The organism is Chryseobacterium luteum, from assembly GCF_000737785.1.
Classification (GTDB): Bacteria; Bacteroidota; Bacteroidia; order Flavobacteriales; family Weeksellaceae; genus Chryseobacterium; species Chryseobacterium luteum.
Genome location: NZ_JPRO01000001.1, coordinates 734087 through 755000, shown reverse-complemented (window position 1 = coordinate 755000; position 20914 = coordinate 734087). Strand labels below are relative to the sequence as shown.

Here is a 20914-nt window from a genome sequence, read left to right as displayed (position 1 = left end):
TAGCCTTGGAGGATGGTCCCCCCATATTCAGACAGGATTTCACGTGTCCCGCCCTACTCATTTATCATCCAAATATACCTTTCAAATACGGGGCTATCACCCTCTATGGCTGTTCTTTCCAGAACATTCTTTTAAATATATAAAGACTTTTGGGCTAATCCGCTTTCGCTCGCCGCTACTTACGGAATCTCTTCGATTTCTTTTCCTCAGGGTACTTAGATGTTTCAGTTCTCCTGGTTTGCTCTCTAATTAATTAGAGTGACATGTCTTCAACATGCCGGGTTGCCCCATTCGGACATCTGCGGATCAATTCGTGTGTGCCAATCCCCGCAGCTTTTCGCAGCTTACCGCGTCCTTCTTCGCCTCTGAAAGCCTAGGCATCCGCCATACGCCCTTAACGATTTCTTTCCTATTTTTGGTTACTCAAGCGCTTCTATGCGCTTGGTTTTCTCTTTGTGATATTTTTACCGTTAATGTCAATGATCTTAATGTCTTCTTTTCAGCTTGATGAACGAATATTGTTTTTTGGCTCTATCCGTAACTTTTAAATCAAACTTCCAAAACTGTGGAGAATAAGGGAGTCGAACCCTTGACCTCCTGCGTGCAAGGCAGGCGCTCTAGCCAGCTGAGCTAATTCCCCCTCTAGGTAAGATGTTAGTCGTTAGAAGTTAGAGATTAGTAAAAAACTAACTTCTAATTTCTAGGTTCTAACCTCTATTTCAATTAGTAGTCTCGGGCAGGCTCGAACTGCCGACCTCTACATTATCAGTGTAGCGCTCTAACCAGCTGAGCTACGAGACTTCATTATTTAGATATTAGAGGATAGATTTTAGATGTTAGACTAATTTCTAACGACTAACTTCTAATTTCTAATTCTAAAATCTCTTTCTCCCTGATACTAATTTCTAGTGGGTTTTGTATTTTTATATTATATAGCAACCAAATAAAAAACTAAAGCTTTACTTTAAGCAGAATCAATGTACATTGCTGTACTAATTTTGTTTAACGTTCTTCAACGCTCTAAAATGAGATGTTCCAGCCGCACCTTCCGGTACGGCTACCTTGTTACGACTTAGCCCTAGTTACCTGTTTTACCCTAGGCAGCTCCTGTTACGGTCACCGACTTCAGGTACCCCAGACTTCCATGGCTTGACGGGCGGTGTGTACAAGGCCCGGGAACGTATTCACCGCGCCATGGCTGATGCGCGATTACTAGCGATTCCAGCTTCATAGAGTCGAGTTGCAGACTCCAATCCGAACTGAGACCAGCTTTCGAGATTTGCATCACATCGCTGTGTAGCTGCCCTCTGTACTGGCCATTGTATTACGTGTGTGGCCCAAGGCGTAAGGGCCGTGATGATTTGACGTCATCCCCACCTTCCTCTCTACTTGCGTAGGCAGTCTCACTAGAGTCCCCAACTGAATGATGGCAACTAGTGACAGGGGTTGCGCTCGTTGCAGGACTTAACCTAACACCTCACGGCACGAGCTGACGACAACCATGCAGCACCTTGAAAATTGTCCGAAGAAAAGCCTATTTCTAAGCCTGTCAATTCCCATTTAAGCCTTGGTAAGGTTCCTCGCGTATCATCGAATTAAACCACATAATCCACCGCTTGTGCGGGCCCCCGTCAATTCCTTTGAGTTTCATTCTTGCGAACGTACTCCCCAGGTGGCTAACTTATCACTTTCGCTTAGTCTCTGAATCCGAAGACCCAAAAACGAGTTAGCATCGTTTACGGCGTGGACTACCAGGGTATCTAATCCTGTTCGCTCCCCACGCTTTCGTCCATCAGCGTCAGTTGTTGCTTAGTAACCTGCCTTCGCAATTGGTGTTCTAAGTAATATCTATGCATTTCACCGCTACACTACTTATTCCAGCTACTTCAACAACACTCAAGACTTGCAGTATCAATGGCAGTTTCACAGTTGAGCTGTGAGATTTCACCACTGACTTACAGATCAGCCTACGGACCCTTTAAACCCAATAAATCCGGATAACGCTTGCACCCTCCGTATTACCGCGGCTGCTGGCACGGAGTTAGCCGGTGCTTATTCGTATAGTACCTTCAGCTTTCCACACGTGGAAAGGTTTATCCCTATACAAAAGAAGTTTACAACCCATAGGGCCGTCGTCCTTCACGCGGGATGGCTGGATCAGGCTCTCACCCATTGTCCAATATTCCTCACTGCTGCCTCCCGTAGGAGTCTGGTCCGTGTCTCAGTACCAGTGTGGGGGATCACCCTCTCAGGCCCCCTAAGGATCGTTGACTTGGTAGGCCGTTACCCTACCAACTATCTAATCCTGCGCGTGCCCATCTCTATCCACCGTAGTTTTCAATATCTAATGATGCCATCAAATATATTATGGGGTATTAATCTTCCTTTCGAAAGGCTATCCCCCTGATAAAGGCAGGTTGCACACGTGTTCCGCACCCGTGCGCCGCTCTCAGTCTCCCGAAGGAAACCTACCGCTCGGCTTGCATGTGTTAGGCCTCCCGCTAGCGTTCATCCTGAGCCAGGATCAAACTCTCCATTGTATGTTTTTCCTGACCCACTCAAAGTTTTTTTTACGCTTTAGTTTTTTTCTTACTTGGTTGTATATTGTATGTCAATGATCTTTTTTCTTTCCGCAATTTATAAGGAAGCTTCTCTGTCGTTCTGTTCCTTATTTGCGGTTGCAAAAGTAATTATTTATTTCTAAATGACCAAATGTTTAATCAAGAAAATTTAAAGTTTTTTAAGTAACCTTAACATCCATCCAAAACACTCAATCTTACCGCTCCTGCTCCCCGTTTAACCGGACTGCAAAGATACTAAAAAATTTAAAACCCACAACTTTTATTTCTAAAAAATTTAAAGGGACTTTTTTAATATCCGTAAGCGTTCATTAAATAGTTAATGCTTATCTAAAAGCTCTTCTGTGCTACCAAATAACTTCCGTTTTTCAGTGGGGCAAAGATAGGCCTACAACATCATACAAAACAAACTTATTTAACATAAAATTTACGATTATGTAATATTAAACCGTAAACTATTGGTATGCAAGGAGAAAAATTTTAAACTAATGTTTAATTTTCATGTCCCCCTTCTTATCAAGAGTACTGTTATTGCTTATTTTGTATGTATACAAGGCTTAAAAACTCTGCGTAGGATTTTTCTAATCCTATAATATCTCCAGATTTCAGGTTTAGACCACCTGTTCCTGAAGTATCAGATTTTACTTTTAGAGAAGAAATCTGAAAGTAAAGGTTCTCCGTATTTGTTTTAGGCTGAACCTTAATAGTGGAACCTAAGAGTTTCTTTGTAGATATGGTATATACTTCTCCCGGTACGATATCCAGAGTAAGGTAAGATCTGGGTGACAGTAAGTAATCCTTCTTATTAATGTTAATCTTCTGATCTTTATCTGAGGAAGCAAAAACGTACAGCTTCCCGTTGTGTTCCATCAATTTTTCTTTGGGGGTATAATATAGAGCCATTCTATAGTTAGAAGGATTGAGAGGCTGAGAAGTGCCCTCTATATTTTCAAAAGGTTTAAATGAAAAAGTGTTAGCTCCAATTTCTTTTGCTTTCTTATATATTAATGAAAAAACAGATGCATCATCTTTTGAGAATCCCTGGACTTCAATTTCGCCTAAATATTCGGCACCAGTTGTATTTTCAGATTTTCTATAGAGGAATTTATCTGTATTGTCGTTTGTTTTTTCAACTTTTGAAAGGTATACATTCTGAGCATTACAAAAATGGGCGCAGAATATGGTAAAGGCAACTGCAAGATTCTTGATCATATTATTGCTGTATTAGTATTTTGACAGATTCTTCCAGGCTGTTTTCCCAATGTTTCAGTTCTATTTTATATACTTCTTCTATTTTATCCAAAGACATGGTGCTTCTGGCGGGTCTTTTTGCCGGAGTCGGGTATTGATCGGTGGTCAAAGGATTTAACTGTACTGAAGAGTTTGAAAATTCAGCAATTTTTTTGGCGAACTCAAACCATGTTGTTTCCGGGTAGTTTGAAAAATGAAAAATACCGAAAGTTTTGTTTGGGGTTTCGATGATATTCATGATTGCTTCTGCAAGATCATTTGCATTGGTGGGCTGCCCAAACTGATCGGCAACAATTCCGAGCTGGTCTTTTTGAGCAAAGAGGTTCAGCATGGTTTTAACAAAGTTTTTATTAAATTCTGAATAAAGCCATGAGGTTCTTAAAATAATGGTTTTCGGATTGATTTCGAGAGCAAGTTCCTCTCCTTTCCTTTTTGACTCGCCATATACTCCGGTGGGGTTGGTAAAATCATCTTCTGAGTAGGAAAGGTTTGTATCTCCATCAAACACATAGTCGGTGGAAACATGGATCAGGATGCATTTGTGATCTGCACAGGCTTGGGCAAGATAGGCAACGCCATCCGCATTTACAGCAAATGCTTTTTCTCTTTCTTTTTCGGCTAAGTCAACGGCTGTGTATGCCGAAGCATTGATACAGTAATCCGGTTTGTTATCATAAAAGAAGTCATTGACCTGATTTTCGTCTGTAATATCCAGAATCTGAGAATCTGTGAATATGAATTCACACGTATTTTCAAAATCGGGTGCAATTTTTCTGATACAGTTACCCAACTGTCCATTACTTCCTATTACTGCTATTTTTTTCATCTGTAATTTTATTATTTATTGGAGACACATCATTCATGTATCAGCTGATCATGAATTTTTTGCATTCTGAGATCTTAAAAACTTCACTCTAGGCTGGAAATCCTTCTGCTCAAGCTCTACATAGAACTTATGGAAGGTTTCTTTTATATCTTCGGGGTGAATTTCAGATTTTCTTGTTTTAAGATTGAAATAAATCACGGTAACCCACAGTACGGCATGAACTGTTTTTTCATCCAGGCTTTTCATCAGTATTTCCACTTTAGCTGTTCTGTCCTGAACTTCTATGGTTTTGCTGCTGATCACGACCTGAGTATTATATCTTACTTCTCTTAAATAAGCGATCTCATTCTGAATGGCAATCCAGGTGCATCCGGTTTTCTTGGTATATTCTTCGTATGTGAATCCATAAAATGTTTCTACGTGATCTTCTCTGGCATTGAACATATAATCCAGATATTTTACATTATTCAAATGTCCTATAGGATCACAATCGCTGAATCTTACTTTTACGGTCGTTGACACTTCTCTTTCCATAGCGCAAAAATAAAAAAACCGCCTTTAAAAGAGGCGGTTAATTTATAAAACTTTGTTAATTTATTAGTTGATCCCTAATTCTTTTTTAACAGCAGCTGTAGCATCTGCACCTCCTTTGTACACAAATGCACCGGAGTTTGCATCGAGGATAAACTCGTATCCGTTAGCCTTAGCTACTTTTTCGATAGCATCATTCAGCTTTTTCTCGATAGGTCCGAAAGCAACATCCTGCTTACCCTGAAGGTCTTTCTGAGCTTTTTCCTGCATTTGCTGGATTTCTTCTCCTAATTTTTTCATTTCTGCTTCTCTAGCAGTGTTTTCTTCAGCCGTTTTTTTAGGAGCTTCAGTCTGATATTGCTGAAACTTAGTTTGAGCAGCGTCTGTTTTTTTCTTAATTTCCGCTTGTTTTGCATCTAAGAAAGCTTTTATGTCAGTATCTGCTTTTTTCTTTTCAGGCATTGCATTAAGAACTCCCATTAAATCTACAGAGGCTAATTTCTGGGCTTTTGCCATACTTACCGATACAACCATTATTACCGCGGCAAATAATACACTTAATTTTTTCATAATTGGTAAAATAAATAATTTAATTTGTTTTTAGATTTTAAATTTAAGTAAAAGTTAATTTTAAAAAGTTATTTTTTACTTTTACTTGTCTTTTCTTTTTTATCAGATGAAGATCCTTTTAATAGAATCGTTAATACTTTCTCTGTGTAATCATATCTTGGTAAAAGGAAAAGCACATTGTTATCCGATTTATCAAGAACCGTGCCCAATCCGTTTTTCTCTGCCATAGTTTTGACAGCGCTCCAGATCTGATCCTGGAAGGGTACAACCAGATTTGTTCTCAGTTTTGTAATTTCGCCGTTGGCTCCAAAACGTAGGCTTGTTGTGGTTTTGATATTTTTCTCAAGATCCATTACTTCTTTTTCTCTAAGCTTGAGCTGATCTCCTATCAACAATACTTTCTCACTTTCAAATGCTGATTTTTTTCTTTCGTACTCGGACTGCAGGTTTTGAAGTTCTGACTGCCAGGTATCGATCTGTGAATTTAATCTTGCTTCTGCTTCTTTGTATTGGGGCAGCTTATCCAAAATATAGCCTGTATCCACTATTCCAACTTTCTGGGCGTTTGAAAATCCGAAAAGCAGGAACAATACAAATGTGAAAATGATTTTAAGGTTCTTCATATGTGTGATTATAATGATTGGTTCATCAGGAAGTGAGGCTGCCATCCAGCAGGTTCTGTTCCTGAAACTGTTTTATCAAATCCGTAAGCAAAGTCAAATCCGATCAAACCAAAAGCCCCCATATATACTCTTACTCCAAAACCTACTGATCTTTTCAGCTGGAATGGATTGTATGTACTCCATGAGTTCCATACGTTACCGCCTTCTGCAAAGGTAAGTGCATAGATTTTAGCTGTCTGGCTCATTGAGATCGGGTATCTTAATTCCAGTGTAAATCTGTTATAGATTGTACCTCCTCCTCTTTGTGTAATATCCCCAGCTTCTCCTCCATATGTTGAAGCGTTTTCGTATCCTCTTAATGGAATCAATTCACGTCCGTCATATCTACCTCCGAACAAACCTGTTCCTCCTACATAGAATCTTTCGAATGGCGGAGCACCAAGATTTTTGTTATATCCATCCATGAATCCCATTTCAGCGGAGGATCTCAATACAAGTTTTCCTGCAACTTCGTTATATACATCTGCCTTGAACTTAATTTTGTAGAATTCCATCCACTTATATTTATCAACCGGCGACATTGTAGAGTAATCTTTATTGCTGAACAATGAGTAAGGTGCAGTCAGTTTGGCGGAAAGTTCGATATTTGAACCCATTGTCGGGAAGATAGGGTCAATACCTGCTGAGTTTCTGCTTAAGCCTAAGTTTAAACTTAAGTTATTGGCATCACCATAGTATTCTGTAGTATCTCCAAACTGGAACGGATAGTTTTTGAAGGTATATTTCTGGAACTGTAATCCTGTATATAATGAGAAGTAATCATCCGGCCAGTTCAGTAGTCTGTTCAGACCTACCGATGCCGAGAAGATATTAAGCTTCTGATCATTTCCGCTACTGTCACTGTATTTTACTCTTGAGGTATTTAAACTTACTGAAAGAGCAGTAGGTCTTGTTCCGAATAACCATGGCTCTGTAAATGAAATCCCATAGTTTTGGAAATACTGACCTGCCTGTGCCTGAATAGACAAAGTCTGGCCATCTCCCTGTGGTACCGGCTTAAAGTCTTTAAATTTAAGGAAGTTTTTCAGTGAGAAGTTATTGAACGTAAGACCTAAGGTCCCGATAAAGCTGTTACCTCCGTAACCTGCCTGTAACTGTACCTGAGATGAACCTTTTTCAACCAGCTTCCAGTTGATATCTACGGTATTATCCTGCTGATTCGGCTGAATATCCTGTCCTACCTGCTGTGGATCAAAGAAGGACATACCTGCCAGATCGAAGTAAGTTCTTTTAATTTCAGTTTTTTTGAAAAGTTCTCCCGGCTTTGTTCTTAAGGCTCTAAGAACAACGTGGTCATGGGTAGTTGTATTCCCCTGCCAGGTTACTTTATTCCAGGTTGCCTGTTCTCCTTCATTAATTCTGATCTCCAGATTTACGTTGTCTCCTGATACGGATTTCTCCACCGGTGTTACGTTAGAGAAAAGGTAACCGTTATTCATGTACACAGATTTGATATCTGAGTCATCTTCTTTACCTCCATCTTCTCCAACTTTTTTGTTGAAACCAACGGCATCGTAAATATCTCCTTTTTTGTATCCTAACAATCTCTGTAAATATTCTGTAGAGTAAACGGTATTCCCGGTAAATGTAACATCCCCGATATAATACTTTTTACCTTCACTAAGCTTTACATTGATTTCGTAATTGTTTCTTTTATTTCTCCACACGGAATCCGAAACAATCTTGGCATCTCTATACCCTAAAGAGTTATAGTAGTTAACAAGACTCTGTTTGTCTTCCTGATATTTTTGTTCAATGAATTTTGAAGATTTTAGGATTCCGCCGATCCCAAATCTTTTCTGTTTGGTTTCTTTGAAGGCTTTTTTTCTAAGCTTTGCATCTGTAACGCTTTGGTTGCCTTCAAATTCGATATGGTCAATTTTTATTCTTTTGCCCTTTTCTACATTGATGGTCCAATCTACCATAGACGGATCATTGGCATTCACTTTATCCTGAATGGTAATTTTCGCATCAGCAAAACCTTTTTTCACATAATCCTGAGGGACTTTTGTCTTAAGGCTAGAGATCAGGTTTTGGGTGATTTTTGTTCCAGGCTTTAGATTGTTGTCTTTGATTAGCTTTTCGTTTTTAGATTTACCGATCCCTCTCCCTGCGAATTTTACTTCTCCAAGTTCTTTAAGATCTTCAAGGTAGAATCTCAGAATTACGGTCTGCCCTTCAATGCTCTGTACATACACTTCAACTTCTGAAAAAGACTGGGTATCCCAAAGCTTTTTAACAGCGTTGCTGATCTTCTGTCCCGGAATATCTACGGCCTCACCTTTGGTTAAGCCCGTAAATCGTAAGATCTGTGCCGGCGTATATTTTTTTACCCCATCTACAACGATGTCTTTAAGAGTGTAAGTTCCTGCTTCATTTTCTGCGTGTACAGCATTATTTACTTTAGTGCTGTCCTGAGGAGTTACTTGTCCATAAAAATGCGCCGAAGCAGCAAACATTATGATGGGTAATAGTCTAAACTTCATTTTATCGAGTCTTTCTTTTCTTTAATTTATTGGGCATTTATCTGATCGCCAGTTAAGCCGTATCGTCTTTCTTTATTCTGATAATCAACAATACACTGGAAGAAGATGTCTTTTGTAAAATCCGGCCATAGGATATCTAAAAACTGTAATTCCGCATAGGCGATCTGCCAAAGCAGGAAATTACTTATTCTTATTTCTCCGCTGGTTCTGATCAGTAGGTCTACGGGAGGAAAGTCTTTTGTATAAAGGTAATTTTCGAATAATTTTTCATCAATATTCTCCACATCAACTTTTCCTTCTTTCACATCGGAACTGATGCTTTTTACGGCATTCAGTATTTCATTTTGTGAACCGTAGCTTATTGCCAGCACTAAATTGCCTTTTGTGTTTTCTTTTGTAAGCTCCATTACACGTTCAAGCTGTTCTTTCACCAGAGGAGGAAGCTTTTCAAGGTTTCCTATAACATGCATCCTGAGTCCTTTGCTAAAGATTTCTTCAGCCTCCAGCAATAAGGTCTCTACCAGCAGATTCATCAGTGTACTTACTTCATTTGCAGGACGGCTCCAGTTTTCAGAAGAAAATGTATACAGCGTTAAATAGGGTATATCAATCTCATTACAGGCATTAATGGCATTTCTTACTGCATTAATGGCATTTCTGTGACCAAAAGTTCTTTCTTCGCCACGGGTTTTTGCCCATCTCCCATTGCCATCCATAATGATAGCGATGTGTTTCGGTAAATTCTTAGAATTTATTTTATCTTTAATCAACGACATATTAATTAATCACAATAGCATGGAGGTCTTCCGAATGAATAGGTAAGCCCTAAACTAACCGTATTCATCCAGTCCTTAGACCTTTCATCTCCTATATTTCTTTTGTTAAGAAGTTCCTGCTCTCTTTCTTTAGAGACCGCATAATAGTTTCCTGACTGCAGCAGCGAACCGCCTGTAGAAGGATCTAAAATATCTGCATTAAAGCTGGACGTCAGATCTTTTGAAAGCAACCTGCTGTGATCCAGCTGATCTGTCAGTGTATATCTGAACGTAGCTTCTGCAAATATAGCCCAATTATGATTGAACTTATATTTCAAGCCTACCCCAAAAGGAATATGCATCGTTACTTTTTTTCCTAATGTATATTCCGCAGTACTTTTAAAATCCTGTTCGTTAAGAGGAGCCTGCGCCACTCCATCTGCATCTCTTCTAAAATCGTTTACAAGATTAGCTTTAGGAGCATCAAACACTAAAGCACCTATACCACCGAAGATATAAGGACTCACCATACTTACCTGTTCATTATTGACAGGGAAAAGGTTGTATTCGAACATTAAACTTGCTTCGTATACGTTATTTTTTCCGTATGAATTTCTGTTCACTCTATATTCCTCTTTCGCAGCTTTATCGCTGAACTGGACCTGGTTGTAGCCTAAATCCAATCTAACGGTCTGGTGCGGGTTAAAATTAAATCTATATAATAAACCACCATAAAAAGGGAACCCCCAATCTGACATTCTGTCTAAATCCAACGGCTTTTGTAAAATATAATTGGTCCTTCCTATGTCTCCAACTAGGTTACTCATTCCCAGACGAACTCCCAATTCGTTTCTTTGTGCTTTAACACTTACCACTCCAAGGAAGGCAAGAAAGCTAAACAATAATTTTTTATTCATAAAAGAATATGGATTTATGGTTATTTTAAAATTTAATTTTTGCAAATATAAAACATTTTTATATTAATGATATTCTTAATGTATAGTTAAAAATAAACAAAAAAACATAATTTGTTATAAAGTAAACGGCAAAGTGGCAAAAATATTCTTTTTTCCTTAGATCACCAATACCTAAAGTATAAAAAAACCCCCATTTGCTGAGGGTTTAAAACGCTATTTTTTATTAAATATTGCCTGTACCTTGTTTCGTATCTTGATTAACAACGGTTCTTTATAAGTTTTGTCTTCATCAAAATAGCCGTAGCCATAGCCATATCCGTAACCATAACCGTAACCATATCCCTGCTTCCTGTTGTAATCATTGTAGATAAGTCCTAAGTGACTGATTTCCCCATTATGATATTTCTCGGTAATCATCTTCAGCATATATTTCTCTGTATATTCGTGACGAACTACATAAATATTAGCATCAGAATGTTTCATCAGCTCGTAAGAGTCTGCCACCAAACCTACCGGCGGGGAATCGATGATGATGAAATCATATTTCTCTTTCAGCTCTTCCAAAAATCTGATGTTTCTATCGCTCATCAGAAGTTCTGAAGGATTTGGAGGAATCGGCCCGGAAGTCGCCACATCGAGATTAGGAATTCCGGTCTTATTAATAATCTGTTCTATGTTTACTTCTCCCGTCAGATAGTTGGAAATACCAAATTTATTGTCAATTTTAAAATCTCCGAAGATCTTGGGCTTTCTAAGGTCCATCCCAAGCAGGATGGTTTTTTTATCGCTTAATCCTATTACTGATGCTAAGTTGATGGAAACATATGTTTTCCCTTCGCCACCGATGGAGGAAGTAACCAAAATAACTTTCCCTTTACCTTCTTCATTATTTTCCATCAGAAACCTCATGCTTGCTCTAATTCCCCTGAACGCCTCTGAAACTGATGATTTAGGCTGTTCCAGAACGGTAAGCATATTCTCGTTGCTGTTGTTGCCGATAACACCAAGGAGTGGAATCTTTGTTGCACTCAGCAGTTCTTTTATATTCCGGATTTTGTTATCCAGTGTTTCTCCTATCAGGATGAATAATAGCGGAAGCAGCAGCAAACCAAACATTATTGCCGTTTTTATTGCTTTTACATTAGGGCCAATCGGAGACTGTCCTAAATTCTTGGCAGGATCTATTACTGTAATATCAGACTGGTTGGTAGCCACTTTCATCTGTGCTTCATTCTGTCTTCCCAAAAGGCTGTTGTAGGTAGCCTCGATCATACTGTAGCCTCTTTCTGCATCCAGATATTTTCTTTCTTTTTCGGGATATGAAGTCAGGTCCGTATTTGCTTCTGCTACCTGGCGGTCTATCTTATTGATCTCATCATAGTATTTCGTATAATAATTTTGTAAAGAACCTGATGAACCCGTCCTTGCCTCATTAATAAGCCTGTCTATTTCTCTCATAGGCTCTGAATTCGGCTTATAGATAGTCGCCATTTCTCTTCTTTTCATATATAAAGCTTTGAGCTCTGTTACAGAAGCAGAAAAGAAACCGTCCTCGAAACCTGCTGCATTGGTGCTGATCATTTTATCAAAATTCTGGGCCTGCAGTGTATTTTTAATATTATTCAGTGAGCTTATTTTGCTTATAATATCAGCTTTCCTCGCTTCAAGATCTTTTATTTTTTCGAGAGATTTTTCATCTCTGTCTTTAATATTATAAAGTTTTTCAGAGGTTTTAAGGTAGTTCAGAACTGCTGCACTTGAATCCAGCTTTTTACGGATGTCATCTATATTGCTCTGAAGATAAACATCTGTATTCTTATTAACTATATTTTTGTCTGCCAGTCTTTTTTTCTGAAGTTCGGCTACGGATTTATTCAGGAAATTTACCGTACTGTTAAGATTAAAACCTTTTTTGTTAATAATCATGATGGTTCCGATCTCCTTATCGAATGATACTCCTATTGTAGAAACAATCTCATTAACACTTTGGTTTACAGAATTAAGGCTTACGATAATGTTACCCACTTTTATTGTAGGGGTCATTGTGTTTTTAAGCAGCCTGAATCTGAGATTCGGGGAATTGTACCATTCGTTGATCTTTATAATTTTGTTCGCAGGTCTGCCATATCCGTTAACAGAGTGAAATCCTTCAGATTCATAGTTGTATAAACTGGTAGACTGCCCTTCTTCCGGAAGAATTACCTCGTAAGAGTCTCCACCTTTTGGAATCAGGGTAATAGGATAATTAATCTGCTGAAGGTGCTTTTTGTCAACCTGCAGAAAAACCGGTGAATCTGTTTTATCAATATAGGTTGATTTGATCAATCCTTTGGTGGAGTAATTAACAAAAAGATCCAGTTCTTTCACCAAAAACTCGTTATGAGATCTGGATAAGAGCATTTTTTTAAGATAAACCCCGTCCTGATTCCCATTTTGGCCCCAAATAAAGTTGATGGACTGGTTTGGAGTAAAATAGCTGGAGGTATTATTGGATATGCTCAGCGAAAGGTCTGATGCATAAATGCTCTGTGCATAATATTTGCTGTATACCCATGAAATACCGTAGCCGATAGCCAGCATCAATACAAACCAGTACCAGTTTTTGAGTATTCTTCTCAGAAAATGTTCGATATCAAATAATGCAAACGATCCGTACTTATCCTTCTGGGATTCGTTTTTCCCTGTTTGGGAGTCTCTTTCTGGAATCATGGTTAAAGGTTTTTAAGAAGCAGATAAATTGATAATGCTGTCGTAATAACCGACACCCCTGTTGTTAAGGTCTGTATAGGATCTTTTCCAAATCCGTTCAGGCTTTTTCCTCTGGTACTCAGATAGATCTCGTCACCATTCTGTACATAATAGTACGGAGAATTCATGATATCTTCACGGGTAAGGTCTATTTTTGCCACTTTTATTCCTTCGGGCAGTTTTCTGTGGATAACGATATTTGTACGGTCAACAGTTCTGTTCAGACCTCCGTTAATAGCCAGTGCTTCTGTAATGGTCAACGTATTTTTGTGGGCCACCTTTTCTCCGGAAAGTCCTGTAGTTTCTACGTCTCCCAGGATATAATAGGTTATTCCGTCTGTATTCAGTCTTACTTCGGCTTTTCCTTCCTGAAAATTTTCGTTTACTTTTTCCTGAAGTTCGAGGGTAACGTCTTCGAGTGTTCTTCCTTCAGCTTTAATATATCCGATTCCGAATACATTGATATCTCCTTTGGAATCCACCTTCAGACCGTTAAAATAAAAATTTACATTTCCACCGCCGGAAGAGCCACCGGCTCCTCCTACTCCTCCAGAGTTACTGGAACCTCCTACTCCTCCGGAAGAATTCAGGGATGAATAAAACTGGGCTGCATCTCCTTTGGGAGTGGTTACAATGTTGAGATTAAGAATATCATTCTTGGTAATCCTGTAGGTAGGAATATTGTAGGGAATAAGTCCTTCTTCATTAATTACAAGGCTTTCGCTGGGCTGCATATACCTTACATCTTTTTTGGTAATACAGGATGTAATAATAAAGGGGAACAATAAAAATAAATACTTAAATTTTTTCATCATATTGGGATATTGTTTGCAAAAATAAAAAATTAAATTCTTATTTTCTTATTTTCTTATTATTTCGTAAATGGTAGATAAGATCAGGAAGATAAGCCCCCATAAAGCCTAATAAAATGATCATCAGCAGAAGGCGGTTTATATTGATATGCCTTAAATAATAAGCCACAGTTACGATCATCAGATAATAAACAATGATATAGAATGCAGCACGCCTGTGTGTAAGATCAAGCTTCAGCAGTTTGTGATGGATGTGATTTTTATCTGCATCAAAGGGTGACTTTTTATTGCACAGCCTTACAATGATTACATTCAGCGTATCCACAATCGGCAGAATGAGGATAGCAACAGCTATCACAGGTGCAGACTGCAGGTGGTATCTCGGTACATTGGGAAGCTCTTTATCAATAAAAATATCAATAAAGCAGATTGATGTAAATGCCAGAAGGAAACCGAGAAGCATAGATCCCGTATCTCCCATAAATATTTTATTGGTTCTGGAATTGGATAAATTATAGTACATAAATGCCAGTACGGTCCCTATGATAACCGCCGATAAGACAACCAGGGGATAATTATATTCTCCCAGTCTGTAATAGCTTATTCCGAAAAGACCGCTGCAGATCACAGAGTATCCTCCGGCCAGCCCGTCTATTCCGTCGATCAGATTAAAAGCATTGATAAGAACAATAAAAGTAATGATACTGAATAACACGCTTACGAAATAGCTCATCTCATAGATCCCCAATATTCCGAATAAGCTTCTGATCCTGATATCTGAACCAATTACAACCAACGAGGATACTATAATCTGCGCTACGAGTTTTTTATAGGCCCTCATCACAACAATATCGTCCATCACTCCGATGTACAGAAGAATAATTAATGACGCAAATAAAAATTTGTAGAGGTCAAAAAGCTCGTATGCAAAGACAGATGAGCAGATTCCTATTGAATAAAAGATGGCAATCCCGCCAAGATTGGGAATTTTCCTGAGGTGGGAACTCCTGACGCCCGGCTCATCCATAAGATTCTTTCTTCTGGAGATCTTAATGATGGTAGGAATGGAGAAAAAGGTAATTAAAAAAGATAACAGAAAACCTAACCCTATTTTCACGTAAAAAATAGAAATTCCTGATTCGCTTAAGAACAATTCAAAATTCTTCATTTTTTTTATCAAGTACATTATCAATACCTCAATAAAACCCTTCAAAAACACTTCAAAAGAAGCTATCTATCAATGTTTTATATAATGACCAAACAATGCACTTATCATTTGTGTTACAACAACTTTCTTATCAGCTTCTTCTGTCCTGCAAAAAATAACAGATAAAAAATCTTTTTTTTCAACGGCAAAGATAAAAGATAATTCTTACCAAAACGATTATAGTTTAATATATCTCGAATTTTTATTTTCCTTTCTTTCATAAAAACAGTCAGCTCCCGGTCCATCTTATAAAATGTTTCGTGGTCTTTTACAAAAGCTAGATAGGCCAGAAAAGAGTATACCCCTTCGAAAATCTGGAAGTTTTTCAGCGCTTTCCTTTTGTGGGAATATCCTGATTTTTCAAATACCGATTCCACAGCTTTTACAGCTTTCAGGATATCAAGCCCTCTTTCTGTATGGGTTTTTGTAATAGAATCCGTTCGTTCAAGATACTGATAATGGAAATTCTGCGTCTGGGCCAGAATGCTGCATTCCAGAAGCAGCTGCGGTATGAGCTGAATATCTTCAAAGTGGACTCCTTTCTGAAATCTTTTATGGTCAAAAAGCTCTTTTTTAAACAGTTTGTTGCAGGCAAAGTAGCTGAGATCCGAGAAGACGGAAAAATGATTTTCAAGTTCTATTTTCTCAGGCATACCGGGAATCTGGGTCAGCTTCTGGGTTACTTTTCCATTCTGATCTACTTTCTGAATGTTGCAAATAACCATTTTAGCCCGGTGTTTTTCTGCCAGCTGCTGCATTTCTTCAAACATGGTCTCTGTAATATAATCGTCACTGTCTACAAATCCTATATATTCTCCCGAAGCCCTATCAATCCCAAAATTCCGGGCATCGCTCAGTCCGCCGTTCTCTTTGGTGAAAGCTTTTATTTTCCCGGGAAATTTTTGTGCATATTCTTCAATGATCAGGCCTGATCGGTCTTTACTGCCATCATTAACGACTAAGATCTCAATATCCTGAAGACTTTGGTTAACCAGCGAATCCAGGCATTTCGCCAGGTAATTCTCTACATTATATACGGGAACTATAACTGAAACCATTCATTTTCATTTTTGAAAGATTCTTATTAATCTTTTTTGTTTTATGAGTGCTTAAAAAGTCAGCCTGGGATTAAGCGTTCCTCTTTTTGCTTCTTCAAAATCTTTTCTGGAGCACGGGATGCAGTTTTCTATATTTTCATCTTCCCCAAAATACCAGAGATTACTGAATGTATCACGTTTGAAAGCATACTGATCGTCATCAATCAAAACATAGAACAGTTCATAATGTCTTTCTTTAGGATGAGACCGCTGAATATTGACCCCTTCAATCAGGTACCAGATCATCTGGGCCAGCAGCTGGTGGTTCAGCTGGCTTTCGGAGTAAATATTATAATTAAAGATTCCTACAGATTTTAGATTTTCACTCAATCCTATTTCTTTCATGTAGGCACATATCTCTCTCCTGTTCAACCCATTGACCTGCGGATTCATGGAAAAGGGTTCACTGAAACTTTCAACAGCGTCACAATTTAAGGTGACAAGATCTGTTTTTCTGAAAAAAGGCTCTGTTTTTTCTGTAGAGTTCATCATTTCGGCAAGACGGATGATATCAAACTCCACTTCTTTGATGAGTCTTATTGAATCGGCTTCATTCAGATGCTTCTGATAGCCCAGATGATGGTAATTTTTGATGGAGAAATTCTTGGAACCTAAAATTTTCCCCAGGAAGGTATGCTCATTGATTGTCTCACCCTGCTGCAGGGAAATAATGTTGCTGATCTGGGTATAGTTAATGTTTTTCTCATGAAAATTCAATGCTGAAAATAGTGAAAAAGCAAAATCATTTGAACCTCCGATAATCACCGGAAGTGCTCTTTTGTAATGACACGCCGACAAAACCTCCTGCAGAATATAATGGGAATCCTGAACCGATTTTCCGGAAACCAGATCTCCAAGATCCACGACCGGAATTTCAAAATCCAGCTGCGAAAGTTTATAAAATTCCTTTCTGACTGCCGTGAAATCCTGAACTTCCGCATCGCCACCCGCACCTCTGTAATCTGAAACAAAGAGAAGAACAATACTGTCTTCTTTTATATCTTTCGTGATCCGGCTTCCGATCTGCCAGCTTTCTGCTTTGAAATTTCTTGGTGAAATGATAAAATCTTCAAAATCCATAAATTACAATGTAATTAATAATGTAATATTTTTTTATTTTACTTCTATATATTTTGGCTCAGCTTTCCATATTCTATATTCTACATTCATCTTCTTAGGAATATAAAATATATAAGGGCGTTGAGATTCATATTCTTCATTCAAAGGAAAATTATAAACTTTTTTGCTAATTTTTTCTTTACACTTATCACTAATTAAAACAACAGTTTCAATATTGTGATTCTTCACTTCATAGTAAACATATCTATTACCTGAAAGCAAATATTCTCTTTCCAGTTTTACTGTTGAGCTTGGTGTATCACATTTTGTCACCGTCATCATAAACGTAACAAAAATTTCAATTTTGTAGTCTTTCTCATTTTCTTTTTGAGGTAATTTTAATTCCACCTTTTTATATCCATCCTTTGGTTGAGGGTATTCAGGTTTTTGAGAAAAACAAAGTATAAAGAAAAATAATAAAATAAAAGTATAGCCCTTTTTCATCAAGTATATTTTCACAAACTTACAAAAAACCTTATCAAATTGAAATCTTATCGAGTTTTTATTCATAAAAAAAGCCGTCAACAATATATGTTAACGGCTTGTATGATTATTTTATATTACTTCTTTTTTGCGGCAGTCTTCTTCACTGCAGTTGTTTTCTTAGCTGCGGGTTTCTTAGCAGCCGGCTTCTTTTTCTCTGCAAAAGCATTTTTATCCTGATCAGTGATCCATTTTTTCACCTCATCCAGAGATACATCCTTCAGCTCTTCTGCTTCATATTTTGTATCATCTTTTTTCTTCGGGATCTTGAACATGGCTTTTCCGAATTTAACAAATGGTCCCCATCTTCCGTTTTCAATGGAAATTTTTTCTTTTTCCCACTGCTGGATGTAACGGTTGGCTTCTTTTTCAAGCTTGGCATCGATCAGTTCGTTGATATCGCTTTGAGAAAGATTGTCGAAATTATATTTCTTCGGAACATTTATAAAAATATCTTTGTATTTGATGAAAGGCCCGAACCTTCCCGTTCCTTTGGTTACCGGATCTCCTTTATAAGAAGCAATAGGTGCATCCGCTTTTTTCTTTTCGTTGATGATCTCTTCTGCACGCGCCTGGCTTATAGAAAGAGGATCTTCCCCTTTTGGAATGCTGATAAATGTCTCGCCCCACTTCACATAAGGTCCGAACCTTCCCACGCCCACAGAAACAGGCTGTCCTTCAAATTCATTAAGCTCAAATGGCAGTTTGAAAAGTTCCAGCGCCTCGGCTAATGAAATGGTTGCAATATTCTGTCCGGTCATCAATGAAGCGAAGATTGGCTTTTCTTCGTCTTCCGTTTCACCGATCTGGATCATCGCTCCGAATCTTCCGATTCTTGCGTGAACATTTTTACCGGTCTTGGGGTCTACTCCAAGCAGCCTGTCTCCATTGGCTCTGTCTGCATTTTCCTCTACATCCTCGATTCTCGGGTGGAATTTTGAATAGAAAGTAGTCATCATTTCTTTCCACTTCTGATCTCCGTTGGCAATTTCGTCAAAACTTTCTTCTACTCTTGCTGTAAAACCGTAGTCCAGGATTTCTTTGAAGTTATCTGTCAGGAAATCGTTAACGACCTCACCGATGTCCGTAGGTATAAATTTATTTTTGTCGCCCCCGAATTTTTCTTCAAGAACTTCTTTTTTGATTTTATCTTTTGTAAGAGACATTCTCACCACTTCACGGGTTTGAGGGTCAATCTCTCTTTTATCCACGTATTCTCTGTTCTGAATGGTCTGGATCGTCGGTGCATAAGTAGACGGACGTCCAATTCCCAGTTCTTCCAGCTTTTTCACCAATCCTGCTTCCGTATATCTTGCGCTCGGTCTTGTAAACTTTTCTGAGGCGGTGATCTTTTTATAGTTTAAAATTTCACCAACGCTTACTTTAGGCAGAAGCTTTTCGTTGTTTTCTTCATCTTCGTCTTCTGTCTTTACAATACCGTAAGCTTTTAAGAAACCGTTAAATATGATTACTTCACCCTGTGCTTCAAAATGCTGGGGTAAAGATGCGTTTCCTATTTCAATAACTGTCTTCTCAATTTTAGCGTTAGCCATCTGGGAAGCCAGCGTTCTTCTGTATATTAGCTGGTATAATCTGTTTAACTGGACATCACCGATACTTTTTACGGCAAAATCCGTCGGGCGGATGGCTTCGTGAGCTTCCTGTGCAGAGGCTGATTTTGTAGTGTAATTTCTTGGTGAAGAATATTGTGCGCCGTATTCTGAAGTGATCTGCTTTTTTGCTCCTTCTATAGCTTCCTGAGAAAGGTTTACGGAGTCGGTTCTCATGTAGGTAATGTATCCTTCTTCATAGAGTCTCTGCGCAAGACGCATGGTATTGGTTACATTGTATCCTAATCTCGAAGACGCTTCCTGCTGTAATGTGGAAGTGGTAAATGGTGCAGATGCAGTACGTGTTCCCGGTTTTGTTTCAACATTCAGAACTTTAAATTCTGTAGTTTTTGCTTTTTCAAGGAATTTTTCTGCGTCTTCTTCTTTTTCGAAGTCTTTTTTAAGCTTAGCGGCAATTTCCTGCTCGCCTTTATTTAAGAAAATTCCATCCAGCTTAAAGCTTGCTTTTGGAACAAATTCGCGGATTTCTTTTTCTCTTTCTACAATTAACCTTACAGCAACGGACTGTACTCTTCCTGCAGAAAGGCCTGGTTTTATTTTTTTCCAAAGCACCGGAGACATTTCAAAACCTACGATCCTGTCCAAAACCCTTCTTGCCTGCTGGGCATTCACAAGATTCTGGTCAATATCTCTTGGGTTTTCAATCGCTTTTAGAATGGCATTTTTAGTAATCTCGTGGAAAACAATTCTTTTTCTGTTTTCAGGCTTTAGTTTCAGCTCGTCCGCAAGGTGCCATGCAATAGCTTCTCCTTCGCGGTCCTCATCGGAAGCCAGCCATACCATTTCGGCTTTCTTCACGGCAGCCTTTAATTCTGTTACCAGTTTCTTTTTATCAGCCGAAACCTCGTAATCGGGACTGAAGGTGGCAAGGTCTATTCCCATTCCTTTTTTCGGAAGGTCACGGATATGCCCGAAACTTGATTTCACATCAAAATCCTTCCCTAAATATTTCTGAATAGTTTTTGCTTTTGCCGGTGACTCTACGATTACTAAATTTTTCGACATTCTAAAAAATTTTTTTGCAAAAGTAAAGCTTTTTTATTATATACTTTTTGTTAAAACAGTTTAATTTAATATTTAGATACGTTTAACACGCCTTTCCGAGGGCATTTTTATAGATATCAAGTCCTTTAGGGTGTACGGTTTAGGGCAAAATCCGGCTTCAATAAAACAGGTGATATAGAATTTTTCATCAACGCTGATAGATGCAGGGTATATG

15 protein-coding genes, 2 tRNA genes and 2 rRNA genes (1 of these 19 only partly in view) are annotated in these 20914 nt (G+C 38.4%); all 19 read right to left on the bottom strand.

All coding sequences use genetic code 11. The features are described 5' to 3' along the window. Window positions 1-408, bottom strand: a 23S ribosomal RNA gene (locus IX38_RS03510) (it extends 2354 nt beyond the left edge of the window). A gap of 158 nt (window positions 409-566) precedes the next feature. Continuing rightward, a tRNA-Ala gene (locus IX38_RS03505) sits at window positions 567-640 on the bottom strand. Window positions 641-727: 87 nt separating this feature from the next. Then, window positions 728-801: transfer RNA gene (locus tag IX38_RS03500), tRNA-Ile, on the bottom strand. 222 nt (window positions 802-1023) lie between these two features. Then, window positions 1024-2540: ribosomal RNA gene (locus IX38_RS03495) — 16S ribosomal RNA — on the bottom strand. Together the 16S and 23S rRNA genes with 2 tRNA genes alongside form the textbook arrangement of a ribosomal RNA operon. A 567-nt stretch (window positions 2541-3107) precedes the next feature. Further along, on the bottom strand, window positions 3108-3791 hold the full coding sequence (locus IX38_RS03490) for a hypothetical protein (RefSeq protein ID WP_051884428.1): 684 nt from the start codon (window positions 3789-3791) through the stop codon (window positions 3108-3110). Between the two features lies 1 nt (window position 3792). After that, window positions 3793-4656, bottom strand: a complete 864-nt coding sequence (gene rfbD, locus IX38_RS03485; protein ID WP_034701563.1) for a dTDP-4-dehydrorhamnose reductase — start codon at window positions 4654-4656, stop codon at window positions 3793-3795. Between the two features lie 48 nt (window positions 4657-4704). Beyond that, a complete protein-coding gene (locus IX38_RS03480; protein WP_034701561.1) occupies window positions 4705-5190 on the bottom strand; it encodes an acyl-CoA thioesterase in 486 nt (161 codons plus the stop codon). Window positions 5191-5253: 63 nt separating this feature from the next. After that, a complete protein-coding gene (locus tag IX38_RS03475) occupies window positions 5254-5757 on the bottom strand; it encodes an OmpH family outer membrane protein (RefSeq protein ID WP_034701559.1) in 504 nt (167 codons plus the stop codon). A gap of 68 nt (window positions 5758-5825) precedes the next feature. Continuing rightward, entirely contained in the window at window positions 5826-6380 is a 555-nt protein-coding gene (locus tag IX38_RS03470) for an OmpH family outer membrane protein (RefSeq protein WP_034701761.1), read from the bottom strand. Window positions 6381-6388: 8 nt separating this feature from the next. Further along, window positions 6389-8926 carry an outer membrane protein assembly factor BamA gene (gene bamA, locus IX38_RS03465; RefSeq protein ID WP_034701557.1) on the bottom strand — a complete coding sequence of 846 codons (2538 nt, stop codon included), beginning with the start codon at window positions 8924-8926 and terminating at the stop codon, window positions 6389-6391. Window positions 8927-8952: 26 nt separating this feature from the next. After that, window positions 8953-9702, bottom strand: coding sequence for an isoprenyl transferase (locus IX38_RS03460; protein WP_034701555.1), 750 nt, complete (start codon window positions 9700-9702; stop codon window positions 8953-8955). 5 nt (window positions 9703-9707) lie between these two features. Then, a complete protein-coding gene (gene porG / locus IX38_RS03455; protein WP_034701553.1) occupies window positions 9708-10598 on the bottom strand; it encodes a type IX secretion system protein PorG in 891 nt (296 codons plus the stop codon). A gap of 213 nt (window positions 10599-10811) precedes the next feature. Beyond that, window positions 10812-13307, bottom strand: a complete 2496-nt coding sequence (locus IX38_RS03450; protein ID WP_034701552.1) for an exopolysaccharide transport family protein — start codon at window positions 13305-13307, stop codon at window positions 10812-10814. A gap of 2 nt (window positions 13308-13309) precedes the next feature. After that, a complete protein-coding gene (locus IX38_RS03445; protein ID WP_117585874.1) occupies window positions 13310-14161 on the bottom strand; it encodes a polysaccharide biosynthesis/export family protein in 852 nt (283 codons plus the stop codon). Window positions 14162-14198: 37 nt separating this feature from the next. Next, window positions 14199-15326 (bottom strand): glycosyltransferase family 4 protein, encoded by a 1128-nt coding sequence (locus IX38_RS03440; protein WP_034701759.1) that lies wholly within the window; start codon window positions 15324-15326, stop codon window positions 14199-14201. Between the two features lie 113 nt (window positions 15327-15439). After that, window positions 15440-16423: a glycosyltransferase family 2 protein gene (locus tag IX38_RS03435; RefSeq protein ID WP_034701547.1), complete on the bottom strand. Its 984-nt coding sequence runs from the start codon at window positions 16421-16423 to the stop codon at window positions 15440-15442. Between the two features lie 51 nt (window positions 16424-16474). Continuing rightward, window positions 16475-17542 (bottom strand): formimidoylglutamase, encoded by a 1068-nt coding sequence (locus IX38_RS03430; protein ID WP_051884426.1) that lies wholly within the window; start codon window positions 17540-17542, stop codon window positions 16475-16477. Window positions 17543-17575: 33 nt separating this feature from the next. Beyond that, window positions 17576-18025 (bottom strand): ecotin family protein, encoded by a 450-nt coding sequence (locus tag IX38_RS03425; RefSeq protein WP_034701545.1) that lies wholly within the window; start codon window positions 18023-18025, stop codon window positions 17576-17578. 116 nt (window positions 18026-18141) lie between these two features. Continuing rightward, window positions 18142-20700: a type I DNA topoisomerase gene (gene topA, locus IX38_RS03420; protein ID WP_034701543.1), complete on the bottom strand. Its 2559-nt coding sequence runs from the start codon at window positions 20698-20700 to the stop codon at window positions 18142-18144. Window positions 20701-20914 lie beyond the last annotated feature (214 nt).